Source organism: Mycobacterium sp. MAA66, assembly GCF_041261665.1.
In the GTDB taxonomy this organism is placed as follows: Bacteria; Actinomycetota; Actinomycetes; order Mycobacteriales; family Mycobacteriaceae; genus Mycobacterium.
This window is the reverse complement of sequence record NZ_JBGCCC010000001.1, coordinates 24221-48307: the sequence shown is the minus strand read 5'-3', so window position 1 is coordinate 48307 and position 24087 is coordinate 24221. Positions and strand designations below refer to the sequence as shown.

General features: G+C 65.1%; 23 protein-coding genes. 9 read left to right on the top strand and 14 right to left on the bottom strand.

What is annotated here, in order from left to right:
• The first annotated feature begins 67 nt into the window (after positions 1-67).
• Positions 68-1282, top strand: coding sequence for a CaiB/BaiF CoA transferase family protein (locus ABIA30_RS00225; RefSeq protein ID WP_370063175.1), 1215 nt, complete (start codon positions 68-70; stop codon positions 1280-1282).
• A gap of 9 nt (positions 1283-1291) precedes the next feature.
• Positions 1292-2437 carry a thiolase family protein gene (locus ABIA30_RS00220; protein ID WP_370060982.1) on the top strand — a complete coding sequence of 382 codons (1146 nt, stop codon included), beginning with the start codon at positions 1292-1294 and terminating at the stop codon, positions 2435-2437.
• A gap of 70 nt (positions 2438-2507) precedes the next feature.
• Here the strand turns inward: ABIA30_RS00220 and sigI are convergent, their stop codons facing one another.
• Complete coding sequence (gene sigI / locus ABIA30_RS00215; protein WP_370060980.1) at positions 2508-3368, bottom strand: RNA polymerase sigma factor SigI; 861 nt, start codon at positions 3366-3368, stop codon at positions 2508-2510.
• Between the two features lie 116 nt (positions 3369-3484).
• Between sigI and ABIA30_RS00210 the strand changes: the two genes are divergently transcribed.
• The 3 genes from ABIA30_RS00210 (at position 3485) to ABIA30_RS00200 (ending at position 6168) form a co-directional block, all read left to right on the top strand.
• The gene (locus ABIA30_RS00210) at positions 3485-4327 is read left to right on the top strand and encodes an NAD(P)H-binding protein (protein WP_370060978.1); all 843 of its coding nucleotides are present in this window, start codon (positions 3485-3487) and stop codon (positions 4325-4327) included.
• A gap of 17 nt (positions 4328-4344) precedes the next feature.
• Positions 4345-4788 (top strand): nitroreductase family deazaflavin-dependent oxidoreductase, encoded by a 444-nt coding sequence (locus ABIA30_RS00205; RefSeq protein ID WP_370060977.1) that lies wholly within the window; start codon positions 4345-4347, stop codon positions 4786-4788.
• Between the two features lie 66 nt (positions 4789-4854).
• A complete protein-coding gene (locus ABIA30_RS00200; RefSeq protein ID WP_370060975.1) occupies positions 4855-6168 on the top strand; it encodes an MFS transporter in 1314 nt (437 codons plus the stop codon).
• 63 nt (positions 6169-6231) lie between these two features.
• Here the strand turns inward: ABIA30_RS00200 and ABIA30_RS00195 are convergent, their stop codons facing one another.
• A complete protein-coding gene (locus tag ABIA30_RS00195; protein ID WP_370060973.1) occupies positions 6232-8145 on the bottom strand; it encodes an acyl-CoA dehydrogenase family protein in 1914 nt (637 codons plus the stop codon).
• Between the two features lie 66 nt (positions 8146-8211).
• Here ABIA30_RS00195 and ABIA30_RS00190 point away from each other — a divergent pair, with 66 nt between their 5' ends.
• Together ABIA30_RS00190 and ABIA30_RS00185 are read left to right on the top strand one after the other, a co-directional pair.
• Positions 8212-8844: a TetR/AcrR family transcriptional regulator gene (locus ABIA30_RS00190; RefSeq protein ID WP_370060971.1), complete on the top strand. Its 633-nt coding sequence runs from the start codon at positions 8212-8214 to the stop codon at positions 8842-8844.
• Between the two features lie 18 nt (positions 8845-8862).
• The gene (locus tag ABIA30_RS00185; protein ID WP_370060969.1) at positions 8863-9912 is read left to right on the top strand and encodes an oxygenase MpaB family protein; all 1050 of its coding nucleotides are present in this window, start codon (positions 8863-8865) and stop codon (positions 9910-9912) included.
• A 26-nt stretch (positions 9913-9938) separates the two neighbouring features.
• On the opposite strand, the gene ABIA30_RS00180 is transcribed toward ABIA30_RS00185, so the two are convergent.
• The 9 genes from ABIA30_RS00180 to ABIA30_RS00140 all read right to left on the bottom strand — a co-directional run bounded on the left by ABIA30_RS00180 (position 9939) and on the right by ABIA30_RS00140 (position 19367).
• On the bottom strand, positions 9939-11108 hold the full coding sequence (locus ABIA30_RS00180; RefSeq protein ID WP_370060967.1) for an acyl-CoA dehydrogenase family protein: 1170 nt from the start codon (positions 11106-11108) through the stop codon (positions 9939-9941).
• Positions 11109-11120: 12 nt separating this feature from the next.
• On the bottom strand, positions 11121-12176 hold the full coding sequence (locus ABIA30_RS00175) for an acyl-CoA dehydrogenase family protein (RefSeq protein ID WP_370060965.1): 1056 nt from the start codon (positions 12174-12176) through the stop codon (positions 11121-11123).
• Positions 12177-12178: 2 nt separating this feature from the next.
• Positions 12179-13015 (bottom strand): amidohydrolase family protein, encoded by an 837-nt coding sequence (locus tag ABIA30_RS00170; protein ID WP_370060964.1) that lies wholly within the window; start codon positions 13013-13015, stop codon positions 12179-12181.
• Positions 13012-14622: an acyl-CoA synthetase gene (locus ABIA30_RS00165; protein WP_370060962.1), complete on the bottom strand. Its 1611-nt coding sequence runs from the start codon at positions 14620-14622 to the stop codon at positions 13012-13014. The genes ABIA30_RS00170 and ABIA30_RS00165 overlap by 4 nt, the downstream gene beginning before the upstream one ends.
• Positions 14619-15833 (bottom strand): amidohydrolase family protein, encoded by a 1215-nt coding sequence (locus ABIA30_RS00160; protein WP_370060960.1) that lies wholly within the window; start codon positions 15831-15833, stop codon positions 14619-14621. Before ABIA30_RS00160 ends, ABIA30_RS00165 begins: the two co-directional genes overlap by 4 nt.
• Positions 15834-15847: 14 nt before the next feature.
• Positions 15848-16666: an enoyl-CoA hydratase gene (locus ABIA30_RS00155; protein WP_370060958.1), complete on the bottom strand. Its 819-nt coding sequence runs from the start codon at positions 16664-16666 to the stop codon at positions 15848-15850.
• Between the two features lie 110 nt (positions 16667-16776).
• Positions 16777-17781, bottom strand: a complete 1005-nt coding sequence (locus tag ABIA30_RS00150; protein ID WP_370060956.1) for a dihydrodipicolinate synthase family protein — start codon at positions 17779-17781, stop codon at positions 16777-16779.
• Between the two features lie 12 nt (positions 17782-17793).
• Complete coding sequence (locus ABIA30_RS00145; protein WP_370060954.1) at positions 17794-18591, bottom strand: SDR family NAD(P)-dependent oxidoreductase; 798 nt, start codon at positions 18589-18591, stop codon at positions 17794-17796.
• Positions 18592-18605: 14 nt separating this feature from the next.
• Positions 18606-19367 (bottom strand): crotonase/enoyl-CoA hydratase family protein, encoded by a 762-nt coding sequence (locus tag ABIA30_RS00140; protein WP_370060952.1) that lies wholly within the window; start codon positions 19365-19367, stop codon positions 18606-18608.
• A 150-nt stretch (positions 19368-19517) separates the two neighbouring features.
• Here ABIA30_RS00140 and ABIA30_RS00135 point away from each other — a divergent pair, with 150 nt between their 5' ends.
• Entirely contained in the window at positions 19518-20237 is a 720-nt protein-coding gene (locus ABIA30_RS00135) for a TetR/AcrR family transcriptional regulator (RefSeq protein WP_370060951.1), read from the top strand.
• A 58-nt stretch (positions 20238-20295) separates the two neighbouring features.
• Here the strand turns inward: ABIA30_RS00135 and ABIA30_RS00130 are convergent, their stop codons facing one another.
• From ABIA30_RS00130 to ABIA30_RS00120, 3 genes are all read right to left on the bottom strand, one after another.
• Positions 20296-21471: a thiolase family protein gene (locus tag ABIA30_RS00130; protein WP_370060949.1), complete on the bottom strand. Its 1176-nt coding sequence runs from the start codon at positions 21469-21471 to the stop codon at positions 20296-20298.
• Between the two features lie 120 nt (positions 21472-21591).
• Complete coding sequence (locus ABIA30_RS00125; RefSeq protein ID WP_370060947.1) at positions 21592-22464, bottom strand: enoyl-CoA hydratase/isomerase family protein; 873 nt, start codon at positions 22462-22464, stop codon at positions 21592-21594.
• A gap of 15 nt (positions 22465-22479) precedes the next feature.
• A complete protein-coding gene (locus tag ABIA30_RS00120; protein ID WP_370060945.1) occupies positions 22480-23124 on the bottom strand; it encodes a hypothetical protein in 645 nt (214 codons plus the stop codon).
• 117 nt (positions 23125-23241) lie between these two features.
• Between ABIA30_RS00120 and ABIA30_RS00115 the strand changes: the two genes are divergently transcribed.
• A complete protein-coding gene (locus ABIA30_RS00115; RefSeq protein ID WP_370060943.1) occupies positions 23242-24069 on the top strand; it encodes an enoyl-CoA hydratase/isomerase family protein in 828 nt (275 codons plus the stop codon).
• Positions 24070-24087: the final 18 nt, after the last annotated feature.

Here is a 24087-nt window from a genome sequence, read left to right as displayed (position 1 = left end):
AAGTACGCAGGACGGTATCCTTCAACCCGCGGACGGCATCACGGGAGGGCAGACGATGATCAAGGTGATGGAGGGCTTCCGGGTCCTGGAAGTCGCCCAGTTCACCTTCGTTCCCGCTGCCGGGGCGATCCTGGCCGATTGGGGCGCCGACGTGATCAAGGTCGAGCACCCGGTCCGCGGCGACACCCAACGCGGGTTCCTGCGGATGGGCGGCACCGAACTCAACCCGGACCGGCACCCACTGATCGAGCACCCCAACCGCGGCAAGCGCAGCGTCGGCATCGATGTGTCCACCCCAGGGGGTCGCGAAGTGCTCTACGCGCTGGCCAGAACCTCCGATGTATTCCTGACCAACTTTCTGCCCGCGATCCGGCAGAAGAACAAGTTCGACGTCGAACACCTACGCGCGGTGAATCCGAACATTATCTACGCGCGCGGCAGCGCATATGGCGACAAGGGCCCGCAGCGCGATGTCGGCGGCTTCGACGGAACTGCGTTCTGGACCCGTAGCGGGGTCGGGCACGCGCTCTCTCCCGCCGAACTGTATGGCCCACTGAGCCAGGGGATTCCAGCGTTCGGCGACTCGATCGGCGGCATGAACATCGCCGGCGGCATTTCGGCGGCTCTGTTGCACCGGGAGCGCACCGGGGAAGCCGTCGAGGTCGACGTGTCGCTGTTGAGCACCGCGTGGTGGGCAGCCGGCGCCAGCGTCACGCAGGGCATGGACACCGGCGAAGCGATGCGCGCCCAGATGCCTCAATCCGGCGGGGCACACGGTAATCCGTTCCTGGGCAACTACGACACCTCTGATGGCGGCACGATCAACCTGTGCATCGTCAGCCCGACCGGCTACATCCGCGACACGTTCGAGCATCTGGGTCTGGGTGAACTCGCCGACGACCCACGCTTCTGCGAGGTACTGCCATTGATGGAGAATTGCGATGCGGCAAGCGAATTGATCGTGCGGGCGGTCGCCGCCAGGCCGTTCGAATACTGGCGTGAGCACCTGAAAACCATGAAAGGCCAGTGGGCACCGTTCCAGAGCCTGGTGGACCTGGCCACCGACGACCAGGCCATCGCCAACGACATGATCGTCGAGGTCGAGGCCGGCGACGGTGGTGCCCCGTTCAAGGTGGTGCGCGGTCCCGTGCAGTTCAACCACGAACCGCTGGTCACCACCCGCGCGCCGCGGGCCTCCGAACACACCGAACTGGTGCTGATGGAGATCGGCCTGGACTGGGACCGGATCGCCGAGCTCAAAGACGCCGGCGCAATCGCCTGAGAGGCAACGATGTACGACGTAGCGATCATCGGGGTGGGCATCCACCCGTTCGGGCGGTTCGCGGGCAAGACCGCCATGCAGATGGGTGTCGATGCCGTCCGGGCCGCAGTGGCCGACGCCGGCGTGCACTGGAGCGACATCCAGTCCGCGTCGGGCGGCAGCTGGACGGTGGCGAACCCGGATGCCATCGTCGGCATGGTGGGGTTGAGCGGCATCCCCTTCACCAACGTGTTCAACGCCTGCGCCACCGCGGCCAGTGCAGCCAAAGCCTGTGCCGACGGAATCCGGTTGGGCGACTATGAGATCGGCATCGCGGTCGGTATGGACAAACACCCGCGCGGTGCGTTCACCGAAGATCCGTCGCTGGTCGGCATGCCGTCCTGGTATGCCGAGAACGGGCAGTATCTGACCACTCAGTTCTTCGGCATGAAGGCCAACCGATACCTGCACGAGCACGGCATCTCACAGCACACCCTGGCCCGGGTGGCGGCCAAGAATTTCCGCAACGGTGCACTGAACCCGAATGCGTTCCGGCGCAAACCGATTCCGGAAGATGAGATCATGAACTCGGCGATGCTGAATTATCCGCTCACGCAGTACATGTTCTGCGCACCCGACGAAGGTGCCGCCGCCGTCGTCATGTGCCGGGCCGACACTGCACACAAGTACACCGACAAGCCGGTATATCTGAAAGCGGTCGAGGTACGAACCCGCCGCTACGGTGCCTACGAGGTGAACACCACTTTCGCGCCCGTGGTCGAAGACGTCTCCCCTACCGTGTACGCCGCCAAGGCCGCCTTCGAAAGAGCCGGCGTAGCACCGCAAGACGTCGACGTGGTGCAGTTGCAGGACACCGATGCCGGGGCCGAGATCATCCATATGGCCGAGTGCGGCTTCTGCGCCGACGGCGATCAGGAGAGGCTGCTGATCGAAGGCGCCACCGAGATCACCGGCTCGCTACCGGTGAACACCGACGGCGGACTGATCGCCAACGGGGAACCCATCGGCGCTTCAGGCCTGCGCCAGGTCCACGAGTTGGTGCGGCAATTGCGCGGCGAGGCCGGTGACCGGCAGGTACCCGGCCAGCCGAAGGTCGGCTTCGCCCAGTTGTACGGCGCGCCGGGCACCGCCGCGGCCATGGTGTTGACGCGCTGAGTCCGTCCCGCGAGCAGACGCATATGTACCCGACACGCCGACGATTCCGGGACATTTGCGTCTACTCGCGCTAATGAAATCGGGCGAGGGGATCCGCGGTGGCCTCGATCTTGGCCACCAGCCCGCCGCGGATGGTCAGGACCACCACGGCGAACAACTGCCGCTGGGCGAACGCCAGCAGAACGGGTTGTCCCAAAGGTCCGGCCACCACGGTGGTTCCCGGCCCGAGGTAGAGCATGAGGTTCTCGGCGACGCGCTGCGGTCCGTGGTTGACGATCGGCGCCAACGGCGGATCGCTGAGCACCGTACCGACGCCCCAAACGGTCGGATCCAACACGGCCGCCAGAGCCTGCACGTCACCACCGGCGCAGGCGGTGATGAATTTCTCGGTGACCAGTTGGTGCTCGGCGACGGCGATGTCGTCGGGGTGCCCTTCGGTGTCGGTGAACTTCGCCCGGGCCCGCCGAGCCAGCTGCCGACAGGTACCGACCGGACGTCCCACCGTCTCGGCGATCGACTCGAAAGGAACGCCGAACACATCGTGCAGGATGAAGGCGACTCGTTCACCAGGGCTGAGACGGTGTAGCACCTGAAGCAGGGCCCCGGAGACCTCGTCGTCCAGCGTCACCCGGTCGGCGGGGTCGGGATCGCCCGACGGCAGCGACGGGATGGCGCCCTGCTCCAGATCCGTCGGGCTCTCCCTGCGTACCCGCGCCGAGCGCACCACGTCGAGGCAGAGGCGTCCGGCGACTGTGGTGAGCCACCCGCGGATGTCCTCGATCTCCCCCGGGGCCGTGTGGGAGAGCCGCAAAAACGCCTCTTGTGCAATGTCTTCGGCATCGCCGACGTCACCGAGCATCTGGTACGCGAGGTTGACCAGATACGGGTGGTGGCTGCGCCAGGCCGCAGCGAATCCAGTGAATTCGTTCATGAGTTAACGACGATCTTCGGTGATCAAAAGTTACCGCACCGATTCGATCGAGTGCAGCTGTAACTTTCCCGGCCCGCATCCCGTCCTTGGTTCATAGCCACGAGGAGGTACTCAACATGACCATTCTGATAACCGGGGCGACCGGAAACATCGGCCACCCACTCACCGAGCTGCTGCAGACGGCCGGAGCCAGAGTCCGCGCCGTCACCCGCAATCCAACGGGTGCGCAGCTGCCGGCGGGCGTCGAGACCGTGCCATCTGCCTGGGACGGTCTGGCCGGCGCCGATGCGGTATTCCTGAACTCCCGGGCGCTCGGGGCGGACCTCGCGCCGATCGTCACGGCGGCACGCGACGCGGGCGTCACCAAACTGGTCGCGCTGTCCGCGATCAACGCCGACGACGACTTCGCCCGCCAGCCATCGCGGTTTCGTGGGGATCGGAACAAGGAGGCCGAACAGTACGCCATCGATTCCGGCCTGAGCTGGGTCAGTCTGCGCCCGTCGCTGTTCGCCACCAACTTCATCGGCATGTGGGCCGGCCAACTCCAAGCCGGCGATGTGGTGGCGGGCCCCTACGCCTCGGCGGCGAGCGCGCCGATCGTCGAAGCCGACATCGCGGCGGTGGCGGCACACGCCCTGCTCACCGACGAACTCGACGGCCGAAAGATCGACTTGACCGGGCCGCAGTCGTTCACCAACACCGAACTGGTGCACATCGTCGGTGCGGCGCTCGGTCGCGACCTGCACTACCAGGAGATACCGATCGAACAGGTGCAGCAGCGATTCACCGCGATCGGCTTCCCCGCTGAATTCGGCACCGCCTATGCCGCGCTGCTGGCCGAGACCGTCAGCACGCCGGCCCGGGTCACCGACGAGATCGAACGAATCCTGCAACGCCCCGCGCAGACCTTTTCCCAATGGGTGCACAGGCACCGGGCCGCATTCGCCAAAGCATCGTGATCACAAGGAGAACCGACATGTCCCACCCTCGTCCGCCTCGCTACCTCAAGCCGATGAACAAAGTGGTCGTCGCCATCGGAAAACTCGGGGTACCCGTCGGCCCTGCGATGGTGCTGACCGTGCCCGGCCGGAAATCCGGCACCCCACGCAGCACCCCGATGACCCCGTTCACCTTCCACGGCGAGCTCTACGTCGTGGCCGGATACCCAGGCGCGCAGTGGGCACTGAACGCCCGCGCCGCCGGCACGGGCACACTGTCCCGGGGCCGCAAGTCGCGGCCGGTGAAGATCACCGAGTTGACGGTCGACCAGGCCCGTCCGGTGCTGCGGGCATTTCCGGTGCAGGTGCCCGTGGGCGTCATGTACGCCAAGAATTCCGGCCTGGTCACCGACGGCACACCTGACGAATTCGAGGCGCTGGCAGGCACACTCGCGGTGTTCCGTTTCGACCCATTGAGCTGATCACGGCTTCGAGGACCGTCCGCAGGGCATGATGGGGTGCGCCAGTACAGAAACGGGAGCACCCATATGACCCCTGAGCCCGCAGCCACCGTCGTCCGGCCGCCGAAATCGGTGGCCGGCAACGTCATCCGAGGATCACTCGGCAACCTCATCGAGTGGTACGACTGGTACACCTACGCGGCATTCAGCGTGTACTTCGCCAGTGTGTTCTTCCCTGCCGGAAACCAGACCGCGCAACTGTTGAACACGGCCGGCATCTTCGCCGTCGGATACCTGGTGCGCCCCTTGGGCGGGTGGTTCTTCGGCCGCTACGCCGACAAGTTCGGCCGGCGGGCCGCACTCACTCTGTCGGTGAGCATCATGGGCATCGGTTCTCTCGGAATTGCGGTGCTGCCGGGCTATGCGGAGCTCGGCACGCTGTCCCCGATCCTGTTGGTCACCCTGCGGCTGTTCCAAGGATTGTCGTTGGGCGGCGAATACGGAACGTCCGCAACATATTTGAGTGAGGTGGCCACCCCGCACCGGCGCGGGTTCTACTCATCGTTCCAATACGTCACGCTCACCAGCGGACAGTTGCTCGCCCTCGGGGTGCAGATCATCCTGCAGCACATGCTCTCTCCGGCGCAGATGCACTCCTGGGGATGGCGCATCGCCTTCGCCATCGGCGCGCTGGCCGCGGTGACAGTCATGTGGTTGCGGCGCACCATGGATGAGTCGGAGAGCTTCACACAGGCCGCCGAAGCCGGCGGTGAACGCGGCAGCCTCAAAGTGCTGCTGACCTATCCGCGAGAATGCCTGACCGTTGTCGGCCTGACCCTCGGTGGCACCATCGCCTTCTACACCTTCACCACCTACATGCAGAAGTTCATGATCAACACCGCCGGGCTGCCCAAGGAACAGGTGTCGTGGATCAATTTCGTGGCGCTGGTGATCTTCGTGGCGCTTCAGCCGGCGTTCGGAGCGCTATCCGATCGAATCGGTCGCCGACCATTGCTCATCGGATTCGGTGTCTGCGCAACGCTGTTCAGCGTCCCGCTGCTGGTCGCGGTGGCACACACCCACACCGCGCTGCCGGCGTTCGCGTTGATGATGGCCGGGCTGATCATCGTGTCCGGATACACCTCGATCAACGCAGTGGTGAAGGCCGAACTGTTCCCCGCCCGCATCCGGGCCCTGGGCGTCGGATTTCCCTACGCGCTCACCGTTGCGATCTTCGGTGGCAGCACCGAATACGTGGCCTTGTGGCTCAAAGACATCGGCCATGAGCAGTGGTTCTTCTTCTACGTCGCCGGATGTGCACTGGTCTCGCTCGTGGTGTATGTCTTCATGGGCGAATCCTCACGCGGCTCGCACCTCGAATCCGAGGCGGCCGAGCTCTGATCCTGACGCACAACGGAATCCGGCCCCGCCAGGTTACGCGACAGGGCCGGACCTGCTGCGGTGTTACGGCCTCATCTGGTAGACGCCGGCCATGTCGCGCACCGCACGAACAATGCGCCCCAGACGCTCGTCATCGCCGATCGGCTCAGCGATCAGGCTCAGGGCCAGCTTCTTCTGCGCCGACGTTGCCGTCGACTTGCAGTGCAGCGTGGTGGCGTGCCGGGAGAAATCGGTGACCAGCACCTCGAACAGTTGATCCAGTACGTCGGTGTCGGTTCTGTCGATGGCGGCCTGCTCCAGCACCAGTTGCGCGTACGGCACCAGGGTGAACAGCTCCCCGATGGCGAACAGGAAGTCGATGTCCTCCTGCTGCGCCGCCGTGGGGGTGGCGGCGGCCAACAGGGTCTGGAATGCCTCGGCCTGCTTGATGAACACCGCCACGTTCGGTACATGGGCGAACTCTTGCAAGGACGATCGCCAGTCGTCGAAGGTGATCTTGCTCAGGCCGCGGCTCGGTCCCTGCGCGAAGAGGAAGTCATCGTTGGTGAAGTCGCGGCGGCGGCCGACCTTCGGCGGTGCGCTGCTCTGCAATGCCGATGGGGCGAACGGCAATCGGGCCAGTTGCGGGACAACGGCGGTACCGGCCGATCGCAGACCGTTGGCCACGGTCTGGACCGCGCCATTGGGGGCATACTCGACCGGCAGTGACCCCAGCGCGATCAGAGCCGCATCGGTGGGACGGAACATGTAGTTCGGCATGAACTTGAGTGACAACGCCATGTTCACGTGCACGGTGCCCTCGAGTCGGGGCAAGCCCACCGAGCCGAGCAGCGCCATGGTGAAGAACATGTCGTTCTCGAAACCGCGTGCGGCGATGATGTCCGACAGCACCGTGATGATCTTCTCGCCCTCGCGAGTGACCGTCATCTTCTCGATCGCGTTGAACAGCAGGTACCGGCGATCATCGGCGGACGCCGAACGCATGTAGTCGATGGCGCGTTCGCTGTAGAGCGTCATCCCGGCCAGGCGGGCATAGCTCTCGGCGAGCATCCGGCGGATCTGGGAGAACTCCGTGACGTGCTGGCCGAATAGGATTCGGTTCTCGGCGTGCACCACAGCCTCATACATGGCGTGCTCGCAGGTTCCGATGGCGCCGAAGCCGAGGTTGAACTTGCCGATGTTCACGGTGTTGATCGCGGCGTGGAAAGCCTCCTTGCCGGCATGCAACACATCCTCGTCAGCGACGGGATAGTCGTCCAGATCGAAGGCCGCAACATACATCTGGGCGTCGACGACGTTCTTGAGCAACCGGTAGTTCTGGTGCTGGCTGTCGGCGGCGAAGAACAGGTAGCCCTCGAAGTCCTCATCGGGCTTGCCGCCGTCGAGCGCGGTCGAGCTGTCCAGGATCGGCTTGTCCGCGCGTCGGCCGAAGGTCGACACCATCCGGGCCAAATTGCCGTTGCCGATGTAGTACTTTCCGCCGTTGGCCAGGTACCCACCGTCGTCCTGTGGAGTCAGCACCATGTCGGTCGAATACACGTCGGCGCCGTGCTCCTTCTCGGACAGGCCGAATGCGAAGATTTCGCCCGCTTCGAGGAGTTCGGCCGCGCGCTTTCGGGCCGTCGCGTTCTCCGACTGCCAGATCGGCCCCAGGCCCAGGATGGTGACCTGCCAGACGTACCAGTACTGCATGCCGTAGAAGCCCAGGATCTCGCTGAACTTGGCGTTGCGGGCGGTATCCCAGCGCTTGTCAGGGTCTCCGGTAGCTTCCGACGCCGGGGTCAGGAAGGTGGCGAGAACCCGTTCTTTCTTGAGGAATTCGACGAACTCGGCGTACCAGACCCGGTCGCGGTCTTGTTGTTTGAGCCAGGCCTTACCGCGGCTCTCGAAGAACTCGACGGTCGCGGCGAAGATGTGCCGGGTGCGGTCATCGAAATCGGAGAAATCCGCCGCATGCGGGTTGAGGAACGTCGTCATGAGCCATGATGCTACAGAAATGTAGGAAAATCCTACAAGCGTGAATAATCCTGCTACAGTGGCACCGTGTCGACGACAACCGCAGCCCCCGCACGGGAACGTGCCGCCCACCTCGGGCCGGAGCGTCGTCGACCCCAGATCTTGGACGTGGCACTGGAAATCGCCGCAGCCGAAGGCGTCTCCGCGGTGACCATCGGCGCCATCGCCACCCGGCTCGGGGTGACCCGTCCGGTGATCTACTCCTGCTTCTCCGACCGCGTCGAACTACTACATGCCCTGCTCCAGCGCGAAGATCAATTGCTGACCACCTCACTGCTGGAGGCCTTGCACGCCGGACGCGGTGACGACCCAGACGCGGCCCTCGTCACCGGGTACCAGGCGCTGCTGCACGTCGTCGAACAGCGTCCCGCCACCTGGAGGCTGTTGTTCAGCGCCAACCCCGACCCGGCCGTCGCCGGGATGATCGCGACCATGCGCGTCGAGCTCGCCGCCAGTGCCACCCGCTGGATCGGGCCGGCCCTGGAAAAATGGTGGCAGACAACGGATCTCGACCGCAAACTGCCCGTACTCATCGAGTTGTTCATGTCCTCCAGTGAGGCCGCCGCCAGGTCTCTGTTGGACACCGAAAACGATTGGACTGCAGAGACTCTCGGAGAATTCTACGGTCGAATCATGAGCGCCGCGTTCCAATCCGCCTGACCCTCACAAGGAGCAACGATGCCCAAGAACGTGCAACCCCAACGCGATTACGGCTTCTTCGGCCCAGACTCGGTGACGTGGAAGATCTGGGGCCACGCCACCACCCCGATCACCGGCCTGCAACGCGCCGTCGTGGTCGAAGAACTCGACCCGGCGTTGATCGCGGCGGTGGACACGACCGGCGCCAACTACGACCGCCCACGGACCCGCTACGACCGCACCGTGCGCTATTTCGCGACCGTCGCCGTGGGCGACAGCGCATCGGTGATCAAGGCCGCCGACATCCTGGTCAAGGTGCACTCAAAAGCCATCGGCACCGAGCCGGTCAGTGGAAATCGCTACGACGCCAACGACCCGCACTCACAGCTGTGGATCCTGCTGACCGGTTGGCATTCGGTGCTGACCGCCTACGAGATGTATGGCGGCGGCAAGCTGACCCCCGAAGAGGAGAACCAGTACTGGGAGGAATGCGCGATCGCCGCGGAGTTCCAGACCTGCGATCCCGCCGACGTACCCCGGACCAGCGCCGGGGTCCGCGCCTACTTCGATCAGATGCGCCCGCATCTGGCGGTCAGCGAGGCCGCCCGCGCCATGATGGACCACCTGCTCAACGCCAAAGTGGTGCTGCCCGAAGCGCCGAGGATCGCCAAACCCGCGGTGGAGGTCATCAACTGGATTCTCCGGGCCGGCACCATCGCCACCATGCCGCGCTGGATGCGCAAGCTCAGCGGCTTCGACCAGCCGCGGGCCGTCGACCTCGCCGTGCGCCCGGTGCTGAAGGCCAGCTACGCCCTGGTCGATCGGATTCCCCGGCTGAAACTTGCTGTTGCCCATCTGATTTCGCCGTCGATAGTCGAGGTCGCCGCGCCCTACATCCTGGGTGTGCCGCCGCTGTCGGATGAGGTGCTCACTCCGGAGCAGGCCCGTACCCGGTATGGCTACGCCAAGCCCGCGGACGCCCACCACGAGCTGCGGGCCAAGCAGCGGCAGCGGGTGTTCGACGACGGCCAGGCGCCGAGCGACGAGGGCCTGATCGAATCCCAGTCGCTGCTCGGCAATCTCGCCTGACCGGTTCGGGCGACCAGCGGGCCCGCTCAGCCGTAATTGGGCTTACCGAGGCCGAGCACATGCTGCGCGATCATGTTCCGGAAGACCTCCAGGGTGCCGCCGTAGATACCCACCAGCGGCGCGAATCGGTACACGTATTCACTGAGGTCGTCATGCCCACCGTCGGTGCCGATGGGCAGCACCGATGCCGGTCCGGCGATGTCCATCAGCTCCGGCGCGATATCGCGCATGGTCTGGGCGATGGCGACCCGGCCGAAGATGCTGGGCGTCGAGATCGCCACCTCTATACGAGCGATGCTGCGGCCCAACCGAAGTGCCACCGACGAGTCATCTGACGCGCGCCGGCCGCTGTGGTCAGGGCTGCCCACGATCGCAGCGACGTTGTCGGCAGCCGCCACCATGAACCCGGCTTGGTGCATCATGATCGACACATCGGCCAAGCCGTCCGCGGCCGCGGCCACCGCGCCGTGCTCGGCATCGAGCGGCTCGCGCACCACGGCCCAGCCTCCGTTGACCTCGCCCAGCCGGTACCTGTCGGGCACCCGCACATCGCTGTAGTACACGATGTTGGTGCGATCGCCGTCGACGGTGCGAATCCCCTGGATCTCGATGCCCGGAGTGTCCAAGGGCACCAGAAACATGGTCAGGCTCTTGTGCTTCGGCGCTGCGGGATCGGTGTTGGTGATCAGAAAGACGTACTGGCAGTTGTGCGCACCGGTGGTGAACATCTTGGCACCGTTGACCACCCAGTCGGCACCGTCGCGTACCGCCCGGGTCTTACAGGTCGCCACATCCGAACCACCCTCGGGTTCGGTGTAGCCCAGACACATCCGGACCGTGCCGTCGAACACACCGTGCATCACCTCGTCACGGATCTCCGGCGAGGCGAACTTGGCCACCGACCGGGCGATCATCGCGGTGGTCCCCCACGTCACCCACGGCACCTCGGTCCGGCGCTTCTCCAATTCCCAGATGCGCCGGCGCACCCGGGTGAAACCGCCCTCACCTTCCGGTTTCCACTCGGCCTCAAGGTATCCCGCCGCACCGAGCGCCAGGTGCACGCCCTCGTGGAAGTTGTCACCGGTGTCGCGGTCGTGCTGGATCACCTCGTCGGTGACCAGCTCACTCAGAAAGCTACGCACCTCGGCGGCGAAGGCTGCATCCGCGGCCGACAGTTCAACGCGGGAGAAATCCATCGTGGCTCCTCCTCACGCCCATGCCGCAGTGCGGTTTTCGCGATCGGCCACGATCCGGCCGATGTGAACGGCGGTGGCGCCGGGGTCGCCGCCGGCAAGCGGCCACCCGCGGGCCCGCACCAAGTATGCCGTGGCAGCGGCCTCGGCCGACACCCCGAGACCGCCTTGAACATGAACGGCCACGGTGGCGGCCTTGGCTGCCTCCTCGGCCATGAACACGAACGCCGACGGCGCCAGCTCCGGCCGCTCGTCGGGTTCGTTGTCCAGGAACCACGCGGCGCGGCGGGACAAGCCCCGCCCGCCTTGCACGGTGATGGCAATGTTGGCCAGCGGGTGCGAAATGCCCTGCAGTGTCGAGATCGGCACGCCCAGCGTGTAGCGAGTCTTGGCGAACTCGGCGGCGATCGTCATGCTCTCCTCGACCAGGCCGACCAGCGCCGAAGCGGTCAGCAGCCGCCATTCATCCAGCGCCCGTTGATAACTCGCCCTAGCGCGGTCACCCGTAGCCAGGACCACCCGGGTATCTGCGGCGGCGGGATCCACCCAGGCCATCGGGAGCTTGCCGATGTTGTCGACCTTGACCGGCCGACTGGAGAAGCCGAGCTTCACCACATCATCGCCCTCCCGGAGGATGACGTGGTCGGCTACCGAACCGACCGGGATCAGCCTCCGACCGCTGGGGGCCACCTGCTGAGGGTCGATGGCGACGATCTGCGTGCCGCCGACGACTTCCCCGGAATCCGATGCGCCCAGGCTCGCCAGCAGTCGCGAGCCCACGACGTGGTCGATCCAGGGCACCGGTGCCAGCGCGCGGCCCAATTCCTCGGCCACCAGGGTCAGGTCGACCAGGGTGGCGCCGTCACCGCCGACCGATTCGGGCAGGCCCATGGTCGTTGCGCCCATGGCACACAGGCGTTCCCACAGGCTCTTGTCGAATCCGGTCGGCTCCGCGGCGCGCACGGTCTCGATGTCGCAATGGGTTCTGAAGAACTGCCGGTAGGCAGTCTGCACGTCGGTGTGGTCCGCGTTCAGGCTGTAGTCCAGCCGACGCAGCTCGTAGCGGTCCATCGTCAGTTCTCCTGTCCCTCACCGAAAAAGAACTCCGCGGCATTGCGATAGAGGTAGTCGTCGAGCACCTCGACAGGCAGATCCAGGGCCAACGCCTCGGGCACCACCCGGTTCATCCGCAGCACCGGGTAATCCGAGGCGAAGATGATCTTCTTGGGCCCGCGGGTACGCATGTAGTGCAGCAGGCTCTCCGGCAACCGCTTGGGCGACCACGCCGAGGTCATCAGCCGCAAGTTCTGGTACTTGATCAGCATCCGGATCGCGATGTCCCACCACGGATCTGCGCCATGGATCATGCACAGCTTGAGCTCTGGAAATCGCACACACACCCGGTCCAGGTGGATCGGGTTTTGTACCTCACCGGGGATCGGAGGTCCCGGTAGACCGGTGTTCACGCACAGGGGCAGTTCCATCTCGGCGCACTTGGTATACAGGGGGTAGTAGACCGCGTCGCTGGGAGGGTACTGTCCGTCTCCCCAAAAGCTCGGCCCGACAACGGCGTAGGCGACCGGTAGATCCCTGGTGAGGATGGCGAGCTCCCGCAGCGACGGGATGGGACGTAGCAGGTTCACGCCGCCGACGGCCAACGCGAAGCGCTCCGGCTCGGCCTCGACGAATTTGCGGGCGGTCACCGACGGCTTGGCCAGATTGTCCATCAATATCGCGCGGCTGACCCCATTGGCGTCCATCTCTTCGAGCAGCTCAGGCAGTTCGACCTGGTTGTACAACGACTTCGGACCCTTGAAGTAGTCGTCGCGCACCTTCGTCATGAAGGCCGGCTGATGTTCGGTCTCGCCGAAGTGGACATTCGCCAGGCAGTCGATCACTTTGTGTGTCATACGTTCTCCACTTCCCTGGCCGCACGGCGCTTCGCCCAGCGGTAGTCGGCCTTGCCGTTGCCGAGTCGATGTACCTCATCCACGAACACCATGTCCTTGGGGATCTTGAACCGCGCCAGCGTGCTCGCGCAGTGCTCCCGCAACATGTCGGCCCCGCACTGCGCATCGGGCCGCAAAGCCACAATCCCGACGATCTCCTGCCCCCACCGCTCGCTGGGGCGACCCACCACCAAGGCATCGGCTACGTCCGGATGGGCCCGCAGCGCCTCTTCGACCTCTTCGACAAACACCTTCTCGCCACCGGAGTTGACTACCAACGCATCCCGGCCGAACAGGCGCAAGGTGCCGTCGCCCGCCAGCGAACCCCGATCGCCGGAGATCACCACGCGCTGCCCGTCGACCTCCGGGAAAGTCTTCACCGTGGCGGCCTCGTCCTCGAAGTACCCCAACGGAATCCGTCCGTTGCGGGCCACCCACCCGACCTCGTCCTCCCCCGGATCCAAGAAGCGGGTGTGGTCCTGCGACACCACCTGGCCTCCTGCGCGCAACTGAAATGTTTCCGCGGTGGGTGTCTGATTCCGGGTGTGCCCGAAGCCCAAGTTGCCGGTCTCCGACGAACCGAATCCGTTGATCACCGTGATCTGTGGTAAGTATTCCAGCAGTGCCCGTTGGTGTTTGGCCGTGGTGGCCGCCCCACCGGTACCGATCGCGAACAACGAGGACAGGTCGTAGGGCCGGCGGCCCAACTCCTGGACGATCGGCCCGGCATAGGCGTCGCCGACCATGGTCATCAACCCGACCTGTTCACGCTCGGCGGTTTCCAGCACGGCGCGTGGGTCGAACCCGCCCTTGGTGTCGTTCAACACCACGGTCAGCCCCGACAGCAGCCCTGAGAACGTCGTCCACATGCCTGCGGCATGCATCAACGGTGACACCGCGAACCACGGCGCTCCACCACATGCGACCTTGTCGTGGATCTCGGCGGCCGTACTGTGGTCGGCACCGTTCATCGACGACACGTAGATGTCGCCCTGGCGCCACATCACGCCCTTGGGACGTCCCGTGGTCCCACCGGTGCAGACCAACAACAGATCATCGGGCGAACCAGGCCCGGCGCAGTCCGAATCACCCTGCACCAGTGCGTCATCCAGGGAGATGGCATCCGGCAACGACACCCCGTCGCCATCGTCGACGCAGATCAGCACCTCCGCGTGAAGCACATCGGCGAACCTCGCGCCCAGCGACCGGTGGTAGATCACCGCCCGCGGGCGCAGGTAGGCCAGCAGGTCCGCGACTTCACTCGGCGCGTAGTGGTAGTTGACGTTGAACGGCACCGTGCGGGCTTTGAGGCAGCCGATCACCGCTTCGGGGTACAGGTCGTTGTGCATGACGAGCGCAACCCGGTCCTGACCGCATTCCCACCGGTTCAGACCGGTGCGTTCGGCATGCACGCCCAATCCGCGGCCCACGAGGAAGTTGGCCAGCCGCCGGGTGCGATCGGCGCCCTCGGCGAAAGTGCTGCGCCGGTTGCCGCACACCGTCATCTCGCGGTCGGGCACCGCGTCTGCGATGGCGTCCAGGACGGCGCCGATGGTCCACTCGGTCACGCGGCGTGGCGGTTCAAAAGTTCAAGTGCGTTGTCGCGCATGACCTTCCGGGTGTCCTCGGCGCTGAACGAGGGGAACTGTGGAATGTCCGCGGTGAAGCTCATCGGATCGGCCAGACCCTCACCGTGCGGCCAGTCGGATCCGAACAGGATCTTATCCACCCCGATCGTGTCGGCCAGCACCTTGACGTCGTCCTCGTAGTACGGGGCGATCCATACGTTGTTTCGCAGTTGCTCGACCGGATCCACCGTGAAGTGGTACGGCGCATTGTTGGCGGCCTTCTTCAGCCGCTTGATCAAGCGATACACGAAGTACGAGCCGTTCTCGATGCTCACCACCTTGAGCGTGGGATGGCGGGTGAAGACCTGGTGCACGATCATCGAGGCCATGGTGTCGTGGATGGCACGGTCGTCGAGCAGGATCTGGTCCAGCGGGTCCCTCTTGCCGAAACCTTCGAATGTCGCCTTGCCGCCCCACTGCGCCGCGATCGTCAAGTAGCCGCTGTCGGACAGATGAAAGCCCACCGGCACACCGGCTTCGGCCAGCCTTGCCCATACGGGGTCGTGCAGCGGGTCCCCGAGTGAGCGCGGTTTGACCACACCGGGTACCGGGGCCGGGCGGACCAGCACCAGCTTGGCCCCCTTGCCGAGTACGAATTCGACCTCCGCTACCGCCTTTTCGGGGTCCGCCAACGAGATGATCGGCGCCGACACGATCCGGCCGTCAGGCCTGTGGAAGCCCCAGTCGTCATCGAGCCACAGATTGAATGCATGTACCGAAGCCATGGTCGCCTCGATGTCGGACTTGAGGGCTTCCTCCACGCCACAGGCAAATGTGGGCAGCATGAAGGCCGTCTCCAGGTGCTGCTTGTCCAGGACCGTGACCCGGGCATCGCGGTTCTGGTACTCCGGGTGGTTGGCCATGCGGTCGACCTTCATCAGTGACGCCGGATCGACACCCTCGGGGATCTCACCACGAAACAGCAGGTCCAGGCAGCCCGGTTCGATGATCGGGTCGAACGTGGGATTCGGGATGAAGTGATTGACCTTCTCCCCCATCACTGCCCAGGTGCGCTTGCCGTCCTGCACCATCTGCACCCCGCGACGCTTGAATTCCTTTGGCAGATGCCGAGTGAAGGCGTCCAACGGCTCGTAGTAGTGGTTGTCGACATCGACGGCCAGGTATGGCAGCCGGTCGGGTGCGGTGGTCATCTGATCAACCTTTCTCAGCTGCCCTGCAGGGGCGGAAAGTTTGGCGGGCGCTTCTGCAGGAACGCGGTGATGCCCTCGATGAGGTCCGGCCGGACCATCGATTCGTGCATGAGTTTCTCCGCACGTGAACTCACGTCGAGCACTTCGTGGTTGGCATCGCCATAGAGCTGGCGCTTGATGACGGCCATGGCCGCCGGCGAGCAGTTCTGCGCCAGGTCCTCGGCGTAGTCGACGGCTCGGCGCATCAGATCTTCTTGCGCTACAACCTCTTTCACCAACCCTAGTTGTGCTGCTTCTTCGGCGTAGAAGGTCCGGCCGCTCAACAGCAGATCGGCAGCGGCGCCCCACCCGACCAGTCGCGGCAGGATCCAGGTGATGCCGTATTCGCCGATGAGCCCGCGGCGCGGGAACGCGGTGGCCAACTTGGCTCCGGCGGCGGCGAACCGGACGTCACACATCAGCGCGTGGGTCAGGCCGATACCGGCGCACGCGCCGTTGATCGCGGCGATGACGGGCTTGCGCAGTTCGGTCAGAAAATGTGGATGTCGTTCCCCGACAAGCTTGCTGACGTCGGTGTCCGCACTGATCGACTCTCCGATGGTGGCCATCTCGCCCATGTAGGCACCGGCGCAGAAGCCCCGTCCCGAACCTGTCAACACCACGGCTCGGACCGCATCGTCGGTCTCGGCCCGATCGAACGCGGCATACACGCCGTTGGAGATGTCCGCGCCCCATGAATTCAGCCGGTCCGGCCTATTGAGGGTGATGATCGCGACGGCCTTGTCGGTGACCTGGTAGCGGACCGCCTCATCGACAGGCGCTGTTGCGCTCATCCTCGCCTGACCTCCCGCGTCCGGATAACTGTGTGCTCTTACTGTATACCTATCAGTATCTATCGCCGCAAGTGTCCAGACCTGCCAAAACAGCACCACTGCGGGTAGTTTCAGGCCACCAGACCAAGGCGCTGATAGGCGGTCCGAATTCGATCCTTGGCTTCCTCGGGCAGTGCCGCTTGCGGCGCCCGAGACTCGGGGTGGTCGCCGACGGGCAGGCCCAGTTGTGCGGCAGCGAATTTGAAGGCTCCACCCCAGTGGGTGAAGTAATCCGCCCGGCCGGGATAGCGAGTGAACACCGAACCCAGGTCGACGTCGAAGCGGTCGAGGCCCGAATCACGCGCAAAGTCCATGGCCTCGATCAGCCGGCCGGCGACGACCAGTTCCCAGTACTGGGACGCCAGCGGCTTGCTGGGCGTTTCGAAGAGGTAGCCGGTGGTACCCAGTTGTGCCGGGCTGACGATGCCGTCGCGCAGCCAACCGGCTCGGTATACCGTCTTGTCGCATTCCCAGATGACCAGTCCCGGTGCCAGCTCGTGTAATTGCCGGCTGGCCGCAGGCTGGAACGCGCCCTCCTTGGTCGCACACACCGCGGGAATCTCGGTGTAGATCTGCGCCCCCTCGGCGGGAGTCAGCACATAGCCGGAAGACGGCGAGTTGAACATGCCGAGGGCGATGTCGGTGCGCTCGGCGATGTACTTGAAGAACCGCAGTGTCCCTGCACCGCCATGGGTTTCCATCATCGGCGTCTGGAGGTAGACGATGTCGGCGCCCGCCTCCTGGGCGTGCCGGGTCAACTCCAAGCAGTCCTTGGGGGCCATCGCCGCCGTACAAGCCTGGATGATCACATCGGGGTTGATGGCCCGCGCTTCCGCGATGGCCAGTTCCAGCAGTTGCTTGCGTTCGGCGATGGTCAACGACCAGAACTCGGCGACGCCGCTGGTACACCACAGCATCGAGTGGCGCAGTTCGCCGACGCAGTATCGGACCAAGGCGCGGTACGCATCCCAGTCGATGTCATCGCCGTCTGCCCCCGAGAACGGCGTGTACAGCGAGTCCCCGATGCCACGTAGCGCGCTGCGTGCCCACTCCCGTGCCTGCGATGCGCTGGCCATCCGCGGCTCTCCCTAGATGTAGTCGGATCCACCGTCGACGTTCACATTGGCGCCCGTCATATAGGAATTGCGGCGCGACGCCAAAAACGCTGCCACCGGTCCGATTTCGCTGGGCAGACCGGCCCGCGGCAGGTGTGCGGGATGGCCGAAGTGTTCGTCGATGGCCGCCATCAGCCGGTACGGGTCGCTTCCGTCGACGCCCACCGAATCGGCCCAGGCCAACAGCGCCTCTGACGAAATGCTGCCCGGCGAAACGACATTCACCATGATCTCGTCCTTGGCGAGCAGCAGCGAGAGGTTCTTCGAGATGGAGTTCACCATTGCCTTGGCGGCAGTGTACGCCGGTAGCATGATGCTCTGACGCTGTGTCGAGTGCGCCGAGAAGTTGACCACCCGGGCCCACTGCGCTCTGCGCAGCAACGGTATTGCCGCCCGGACGCAGTGCACCATGCTCATCACCCCCTCGTCGACCGCGGACCGCCATTGGTCATCGGTGAGTTGCTCGAAGGTGCCGGCGGCACCGGGTCCGACGGTGTTGATCAGCACGTTGAGCGCACCATCCCACCGTGCGGCGAGCTCGCCGAAAGCGATGTCAACTGCGGCGGCGTCGGTGACGTCGAGCACCACGCCGAAGGCCTCTGGACTGCCGCAGTCGACCAATTGTTCTGCAGCACTGTCCAATACATCCGGTGAGCGGCCGACAACGGCGACGCGCGCGCCGTCCGCAGCCAGGCAGCGCGCGGTTGCCAATCCCATGCCGCGGCCGCCGCCGACCACCACGGCCGTCGCACCTGCGAATCCGAGATCCATCGCCGGTCAGGCCGTCACGATCCGGTCCAGACCGGTGCCCGCTTCTCGGCGAAGGCGACGGCGCCTTCCTTGGCATCGTTGGACGCGAAGACCGGACTCATCAATTCCAGCTGCTTGCGCCACATTTCGTCGGCGCTCCACTCGGTGCCCTGGACCAGAATCTCCTTGGTGACCGCGACGGCGAGCGGGCCGTTGGCCGTGATCCGCTCGGCCAGCGCGATGGCACCGTCCAGTGCCGCACCGGTTTCGGTCAGCACGTTGACGAAACCCCACTCCGCACCCTGCTCGGCGGTGAAGCTGTCACCGGTGAGCGCCAGTTCCAGTGCCTTCTGGTAGGGAATCCGCTTGGGCAACCGCAGCAACCCGCCACCGCCGGCGACCAGGCCCCGTTTCACTTCCGGGATACCGAATTTCGCGCCCTTGGCGGCCACCACCAGATCGGTGGCCAGCACCACCTCGGTGCCACCGGCCAGTGCGAAGCCCTCCACCGCCGCGATGAGCGGCTTGCGGGGCGGATGTTCGGTGAACCCGAGCCCACGTCCTTCGACCGCCGGGAACTCTCCTTTGGCGAATGCCTTGAGGTCCATGCCGGCACAGAAGTTGCCTCCGGCGCCGGTGAGTATCCCGACCGAAAGCCCCGCCTCACCGTCGAGTTCGTCCATCGCGTCGGCCAACCCCTGGCTTACTGCGCGGTTCACCGCATTGCGCTGATCCGGCCGATTGATGGTGATGACCAGGGTGCGCCCGCGCCGCTCAGTCAGGATTTCGTCCGACACCTTGTTGCCCTTCGGTTCAGGTTCAACTCGCCAGAAAAGCTTACTATACGTATTACAGTAGGTGCGCATAGCGAGCCGCCGGTAAACCTACCGGTAATGTTGACGGCCACTTACGCACGCAGTATGACGAGATTTGATGGAGGTGCCCCAGTGGCGAAGCAACCGATCGCCGAGAAGCGTCAGCGGCGCGAGCGCGGATCCATCAACCCCGATGACATCATCAAGGGCGCATTCGAGCTCGCCGAGCAGGTTTCGATCGACAACCTCAGCATGCCGCTACTGGGCAAGCACCTCGGCGTCGGAGTCACCAGCATCTACTGGTACTTCCGCAAGAAGGACGACCTACTCAATGCCATGACCGATCGCGCGTTGCGCGAATTCGCGGTCGCAGCACCGTATGTCGAAGCCGACGACTGGCGCGAGACGCTGGCAACCCACGCCCGCACCATGCGAAAAGCCTTCATGGGCAACCCGATTCTGTGCGATCTGATCCTGATCCGATCCGCCCTGAGCCCACGAGCCGCTCGCGTCGGCGTCCAAGAGGTCGAACGGGCGATCAACGGATTGGTCGAGGCCGGGCTGTCCGCAGAGGATGCGTTCAACACCTACTCGGCGGTGTCGGTCCACGTACGGGGTTCGGTTGTGCTGCACCGGTTGTACGAGAAAAACCGCGCCATCGACGGTGGCCCCGGGGACTTCGAAGAGGCGCTGGTGATCGACGCCGAGGTGACCCCGCTGCTGGCCCAGGTCACCGACGAGGCCCACCGCATCGGCGCGGCCGACGACCACAATTTCGAATACGGGCTCGAGTGCATCCTCGCTCACGCCGAGCAGCTGATCGGGCAACGCAAGCCGGCCCGCAAGCGCTGACCCCACAAAGGATTCGGCGCCGGATGCTCACCCATCCGGCGCCGAACAAGATCGCGGGCTAAACCTCGATGACGACGCCGCCACCCTGGCCGCCTCCGGCGCACATGGCGGCGACACCGACGCCGCCGCCGCGGCGCTGCAGTTCATAGATCAGCGTGGTGACCATGCGGGCACCGGAGGCGGCGATCGGATGACCCAGGCTGCAACCGCTGCCGGAGAAGTTCACCAATTCCTCGTCGATGCCGTACTTCTTGACCGCGGCGACCGGCACTGAGGCGAACGCCTCGTTGATCTCCCAGAGCGCCACATCGGATGGCTTCAGGCCGGCGCGATCGAGCACCTTGCCGATCACCTCGACACCACCGAGACCGGTGTCACGCGGATCGACGCCCACCGAGCCCCAGGACCGCACCTTGGCCATCACGTTCAGCCCCTTGTCTGCGGCGTAGCTCTCCTCGACAAGTGCCACCGCGGCGCAGGCATCGTTGGTACCGCTGGCATTGCCTGCAGTGATCGAGAAGCCCTCGATCTCCGGGTGCAGCACCTTCAGGTCGGCCAGCTTCTCCACGGTGGTGTCCCGACGCGGGTTCTCGTCCACGGCGAACTCGATGACGGTGCCGTCGTGCATGGTGAGCTTCAACGGCAGGATCTCGTCGACGAACTTGCCGGCGTCTTGAGCGGCGACGGCGCGCTGGTGCGAGCGCGCGACCCAGGCGTCCATCTCCTCCCGGGTGACTCCCGCAGCCTTGGCGGTGTTCCATCCGACGGTGATCGACATGTCCTTGGTCGGCGCATCGGGAGTCTCGACGTGGGTCGGCGGCATCCAGCGCTCCTCGAACTTCAGCTCGGGGCCGGGGATGCGCCAGTTCGTCAACGGGGTCATCGACAGCGACTGCACACCGCCGGCGATCAGCACCCGCTCCATGCCCGAGCCGATCTGCGCCGACGCGTTGCCGATCGCCGTCAGGCTGCCGGCGCAGTGCCGGTTGACCGACTGCCCGGGCACGTGCTTGAGGCCGCAGGCGTCGGCTGCGTAACGAGCCAAATCGCCACCGCCGTAATGGGATTCGGCGAAGATGATGTCATCGATGTCGGCCGGGTCGATACCGGCGCGACGGATCACCTCGGGAAGGATCGCGGTGATCAGGGTCTCCGGCGGGGTGTTGACGAGGGTGCCCTTGCGGGAACGGCCGATCGCTGTCCGGACGGCGCCGACGATGACGGGAGTGGGCATGTTCTCAGACACCTCAAGTTGTCGGGCTGCTGATCGCAGCGTGGCAGTGGAACCTCGACGTCCACGACGTTACAAAAATAGCAGATAATGTATTGCTTCAGTAACCGGCCACTGCTCGGCTCACTCCGGCTCCGGAACATCGAAGTGCTCGTCGCGTAGCCGAAAGGCCTCCTTGGCCCCAAACTCGGCGCGGGTCTTGACGAAGTTGAACTCGCCCGGTGCGAACTGCAGGTTGGTCCCGTAAGCGTGGAAAATGTAACTGGCAGCCTCCTCACCCTGGTAGGCCTGGCTCTGCTCGACCAGCCGGAACGCCTCCTTGGCGATCACCACGCCGTCGGCCGGCATCCGCGATGCCTTCTGCGCCCAGTACCAGGCCCGTGCCGTGACCTCCTCCGGCGTGCAGGTCTCGGTGAATACACCAAGATGCTCGACGGTCGACGCCTCAACGATGTCGCCGGTCAGAAGCAGCCGCCTGGCCAGCACCGGGCCCAGCCGGTGAAAGAACATGTGCAGGCTGCCCAGCGCGGGCCCGAGGAACCTGGTGGCAGGCATACCGATCCGGGTGTCGCGGGCGATCACCGAGATGTCGGTCATCAGCGCCATCTCGAATCCGCCACCGAGTGCGTAGCCGCTGATCTCCCCGACGGTGACCTTGGGGAAGCCCATGAAGTTGTGATAGAAGCCAAAAGCCTTGCGATCCACGGTAAGACGCCGGCGCTGGCTCGGACGCCGCCTCGCCTCAGGCGAGTCTTCCTGGCCATACCAGGCGTATGCGTTGTTCATGTCGGCACCGGTGCTGAACACCCCGTCGACGCCGCGCAGCAGCACCACGGTGATGTCGTCATCGTCGGCCGCGGTATCCAGGTGTCGGGCGATGGTGTCCCGCATCGCCGCGTCGTAGGAATTGCGCTGCTTCGGGTTGTTCAACGTGATGGTCGCGATCCGGCCCTGCGGGTCACGCTCGAACAGCACCCGGTCGTCATCGGTCGTCATCGGTTCTCCTGTCGGTCAATTCTCGCGCCGCACGCCGAAGTTCGAGCCCGTGAGCTTTTCCGGCGGCAGCGCGACGGTCTCGGCAGTCCCGACCGCCAACACCTCGTCGCCGAAGGCCAGCCGCACCATCGAGGTCAGTCCGCGTTCGGTTTCGGAGCGCACGATGTCGAACGTCAACTCGGCCAGCAGCGGTGTGGGTCGGCGGTAGCGCACCTGTAAGGAGCGGGTCTTGCCGGACAGCCTGGTCGAGCAATTGTGTTGCTGGATCACGCAATCGAAGAACACTGCGAGAAAGCCCCCGTGCACCAGCCCCGGTGGCCCTTCATAGGCCAACGGGAAATTCACCGTGCCCCGGGCCTTGTCACCATCGACCGAGCCGAACTGGTATTCGGGAAAACACGCGTTGTAGGCGCCGACGTCGAAGGCGTGATCCAGGTAGAGCCGGCCCGCGTCGTCTGGGATGTCGCCGATGCGTGGCGCCAGATCCAGCGGCGCGGTTACGGACAGCTGACCTTCCCAGCGCGCGAACTGCTGCAGCATCTCCGCCACCACCGGATGCTCACATTCCTGCGCCAACAACAGCCCGGTCAACCGCCGGATCGCCGCGGCCGCGGCGACGGTCTGCGCCAGTGGCTGCTCACCGAACCGCGCGAAGCTCACCGACCCACCTCATCCGCCACCTTTCCCGGGCACCCATTACTTGCTAACTTGGATGCGGCAGTAATCGTTACGCCTACTGTAGGGTTCACCATATAGCTCCGGAGAGGCGGGATCAACGTGATCGAACAGCCCCATCCGACGGCCCCGCCAGGCCCGGACGGCTCGGTTACACTCGCCCGCGACGGAGCCGTGCTACGCCTCATCATCGATCGACCGACTCACCGGAACTCGTTGAACCACAGCATGATCGACGAGCTCGTCGGCGCGCTGACCGAAGCCGCGACCGACGACACCCTTCGAGCCATCCACATCACCGGGGCCGGGGACGACTTCTGCTCGGGTGCCGACTGGCTGGCCGCCAACGACTCGGGAAGGCGCCCGCGGACCGGAGATCTGGTCCGCCGGATACCGCTGAGCAGCCACCGCATCGTCGAATTGGTCGCGACCGTGGCGCTGCCGGTGGTGTGCTCGGTGCGCGGCTGGGCCGTCGGACTGGGCTGCAATATCGCGTTGGCCGCCGACTTCACGATCGCCGCCGACGATGCGGTCTTCTGGCAGCCGTTCATCACGCGCGGCTTCAGTCCAGACTCCGGCGCCAGCTGGCTACTGCCTCGGCTGGTCGGGGTAGCCCGGGCCCGGCGGATGCTGCTGCTCGGAGAGAAGGTCAGCGGCCGCGTAGCCGAGGAGTGGGGCATGGTGCATCACGCCGTCCCATCGGCCGAAATCGACACGGCCACAGAAAATCTGCTCGACCGACTGGCCGGCGGACCGACGGTCGCGTTGGGCATGGCCAAGCGTGGCCTGGCGTTCGGCCAGCATGCCACCCTCGAACTGACCATGAACCAAGAACTGATGCACCTCGAATTATCCTGCCGTACCAACGATTTCAAGGAAGGTCTGGCCGCCTTCCGAGAACGCCGCGATCCCGGATTCACCGGACGCTGAAGCGAAGAGGGAACGCTG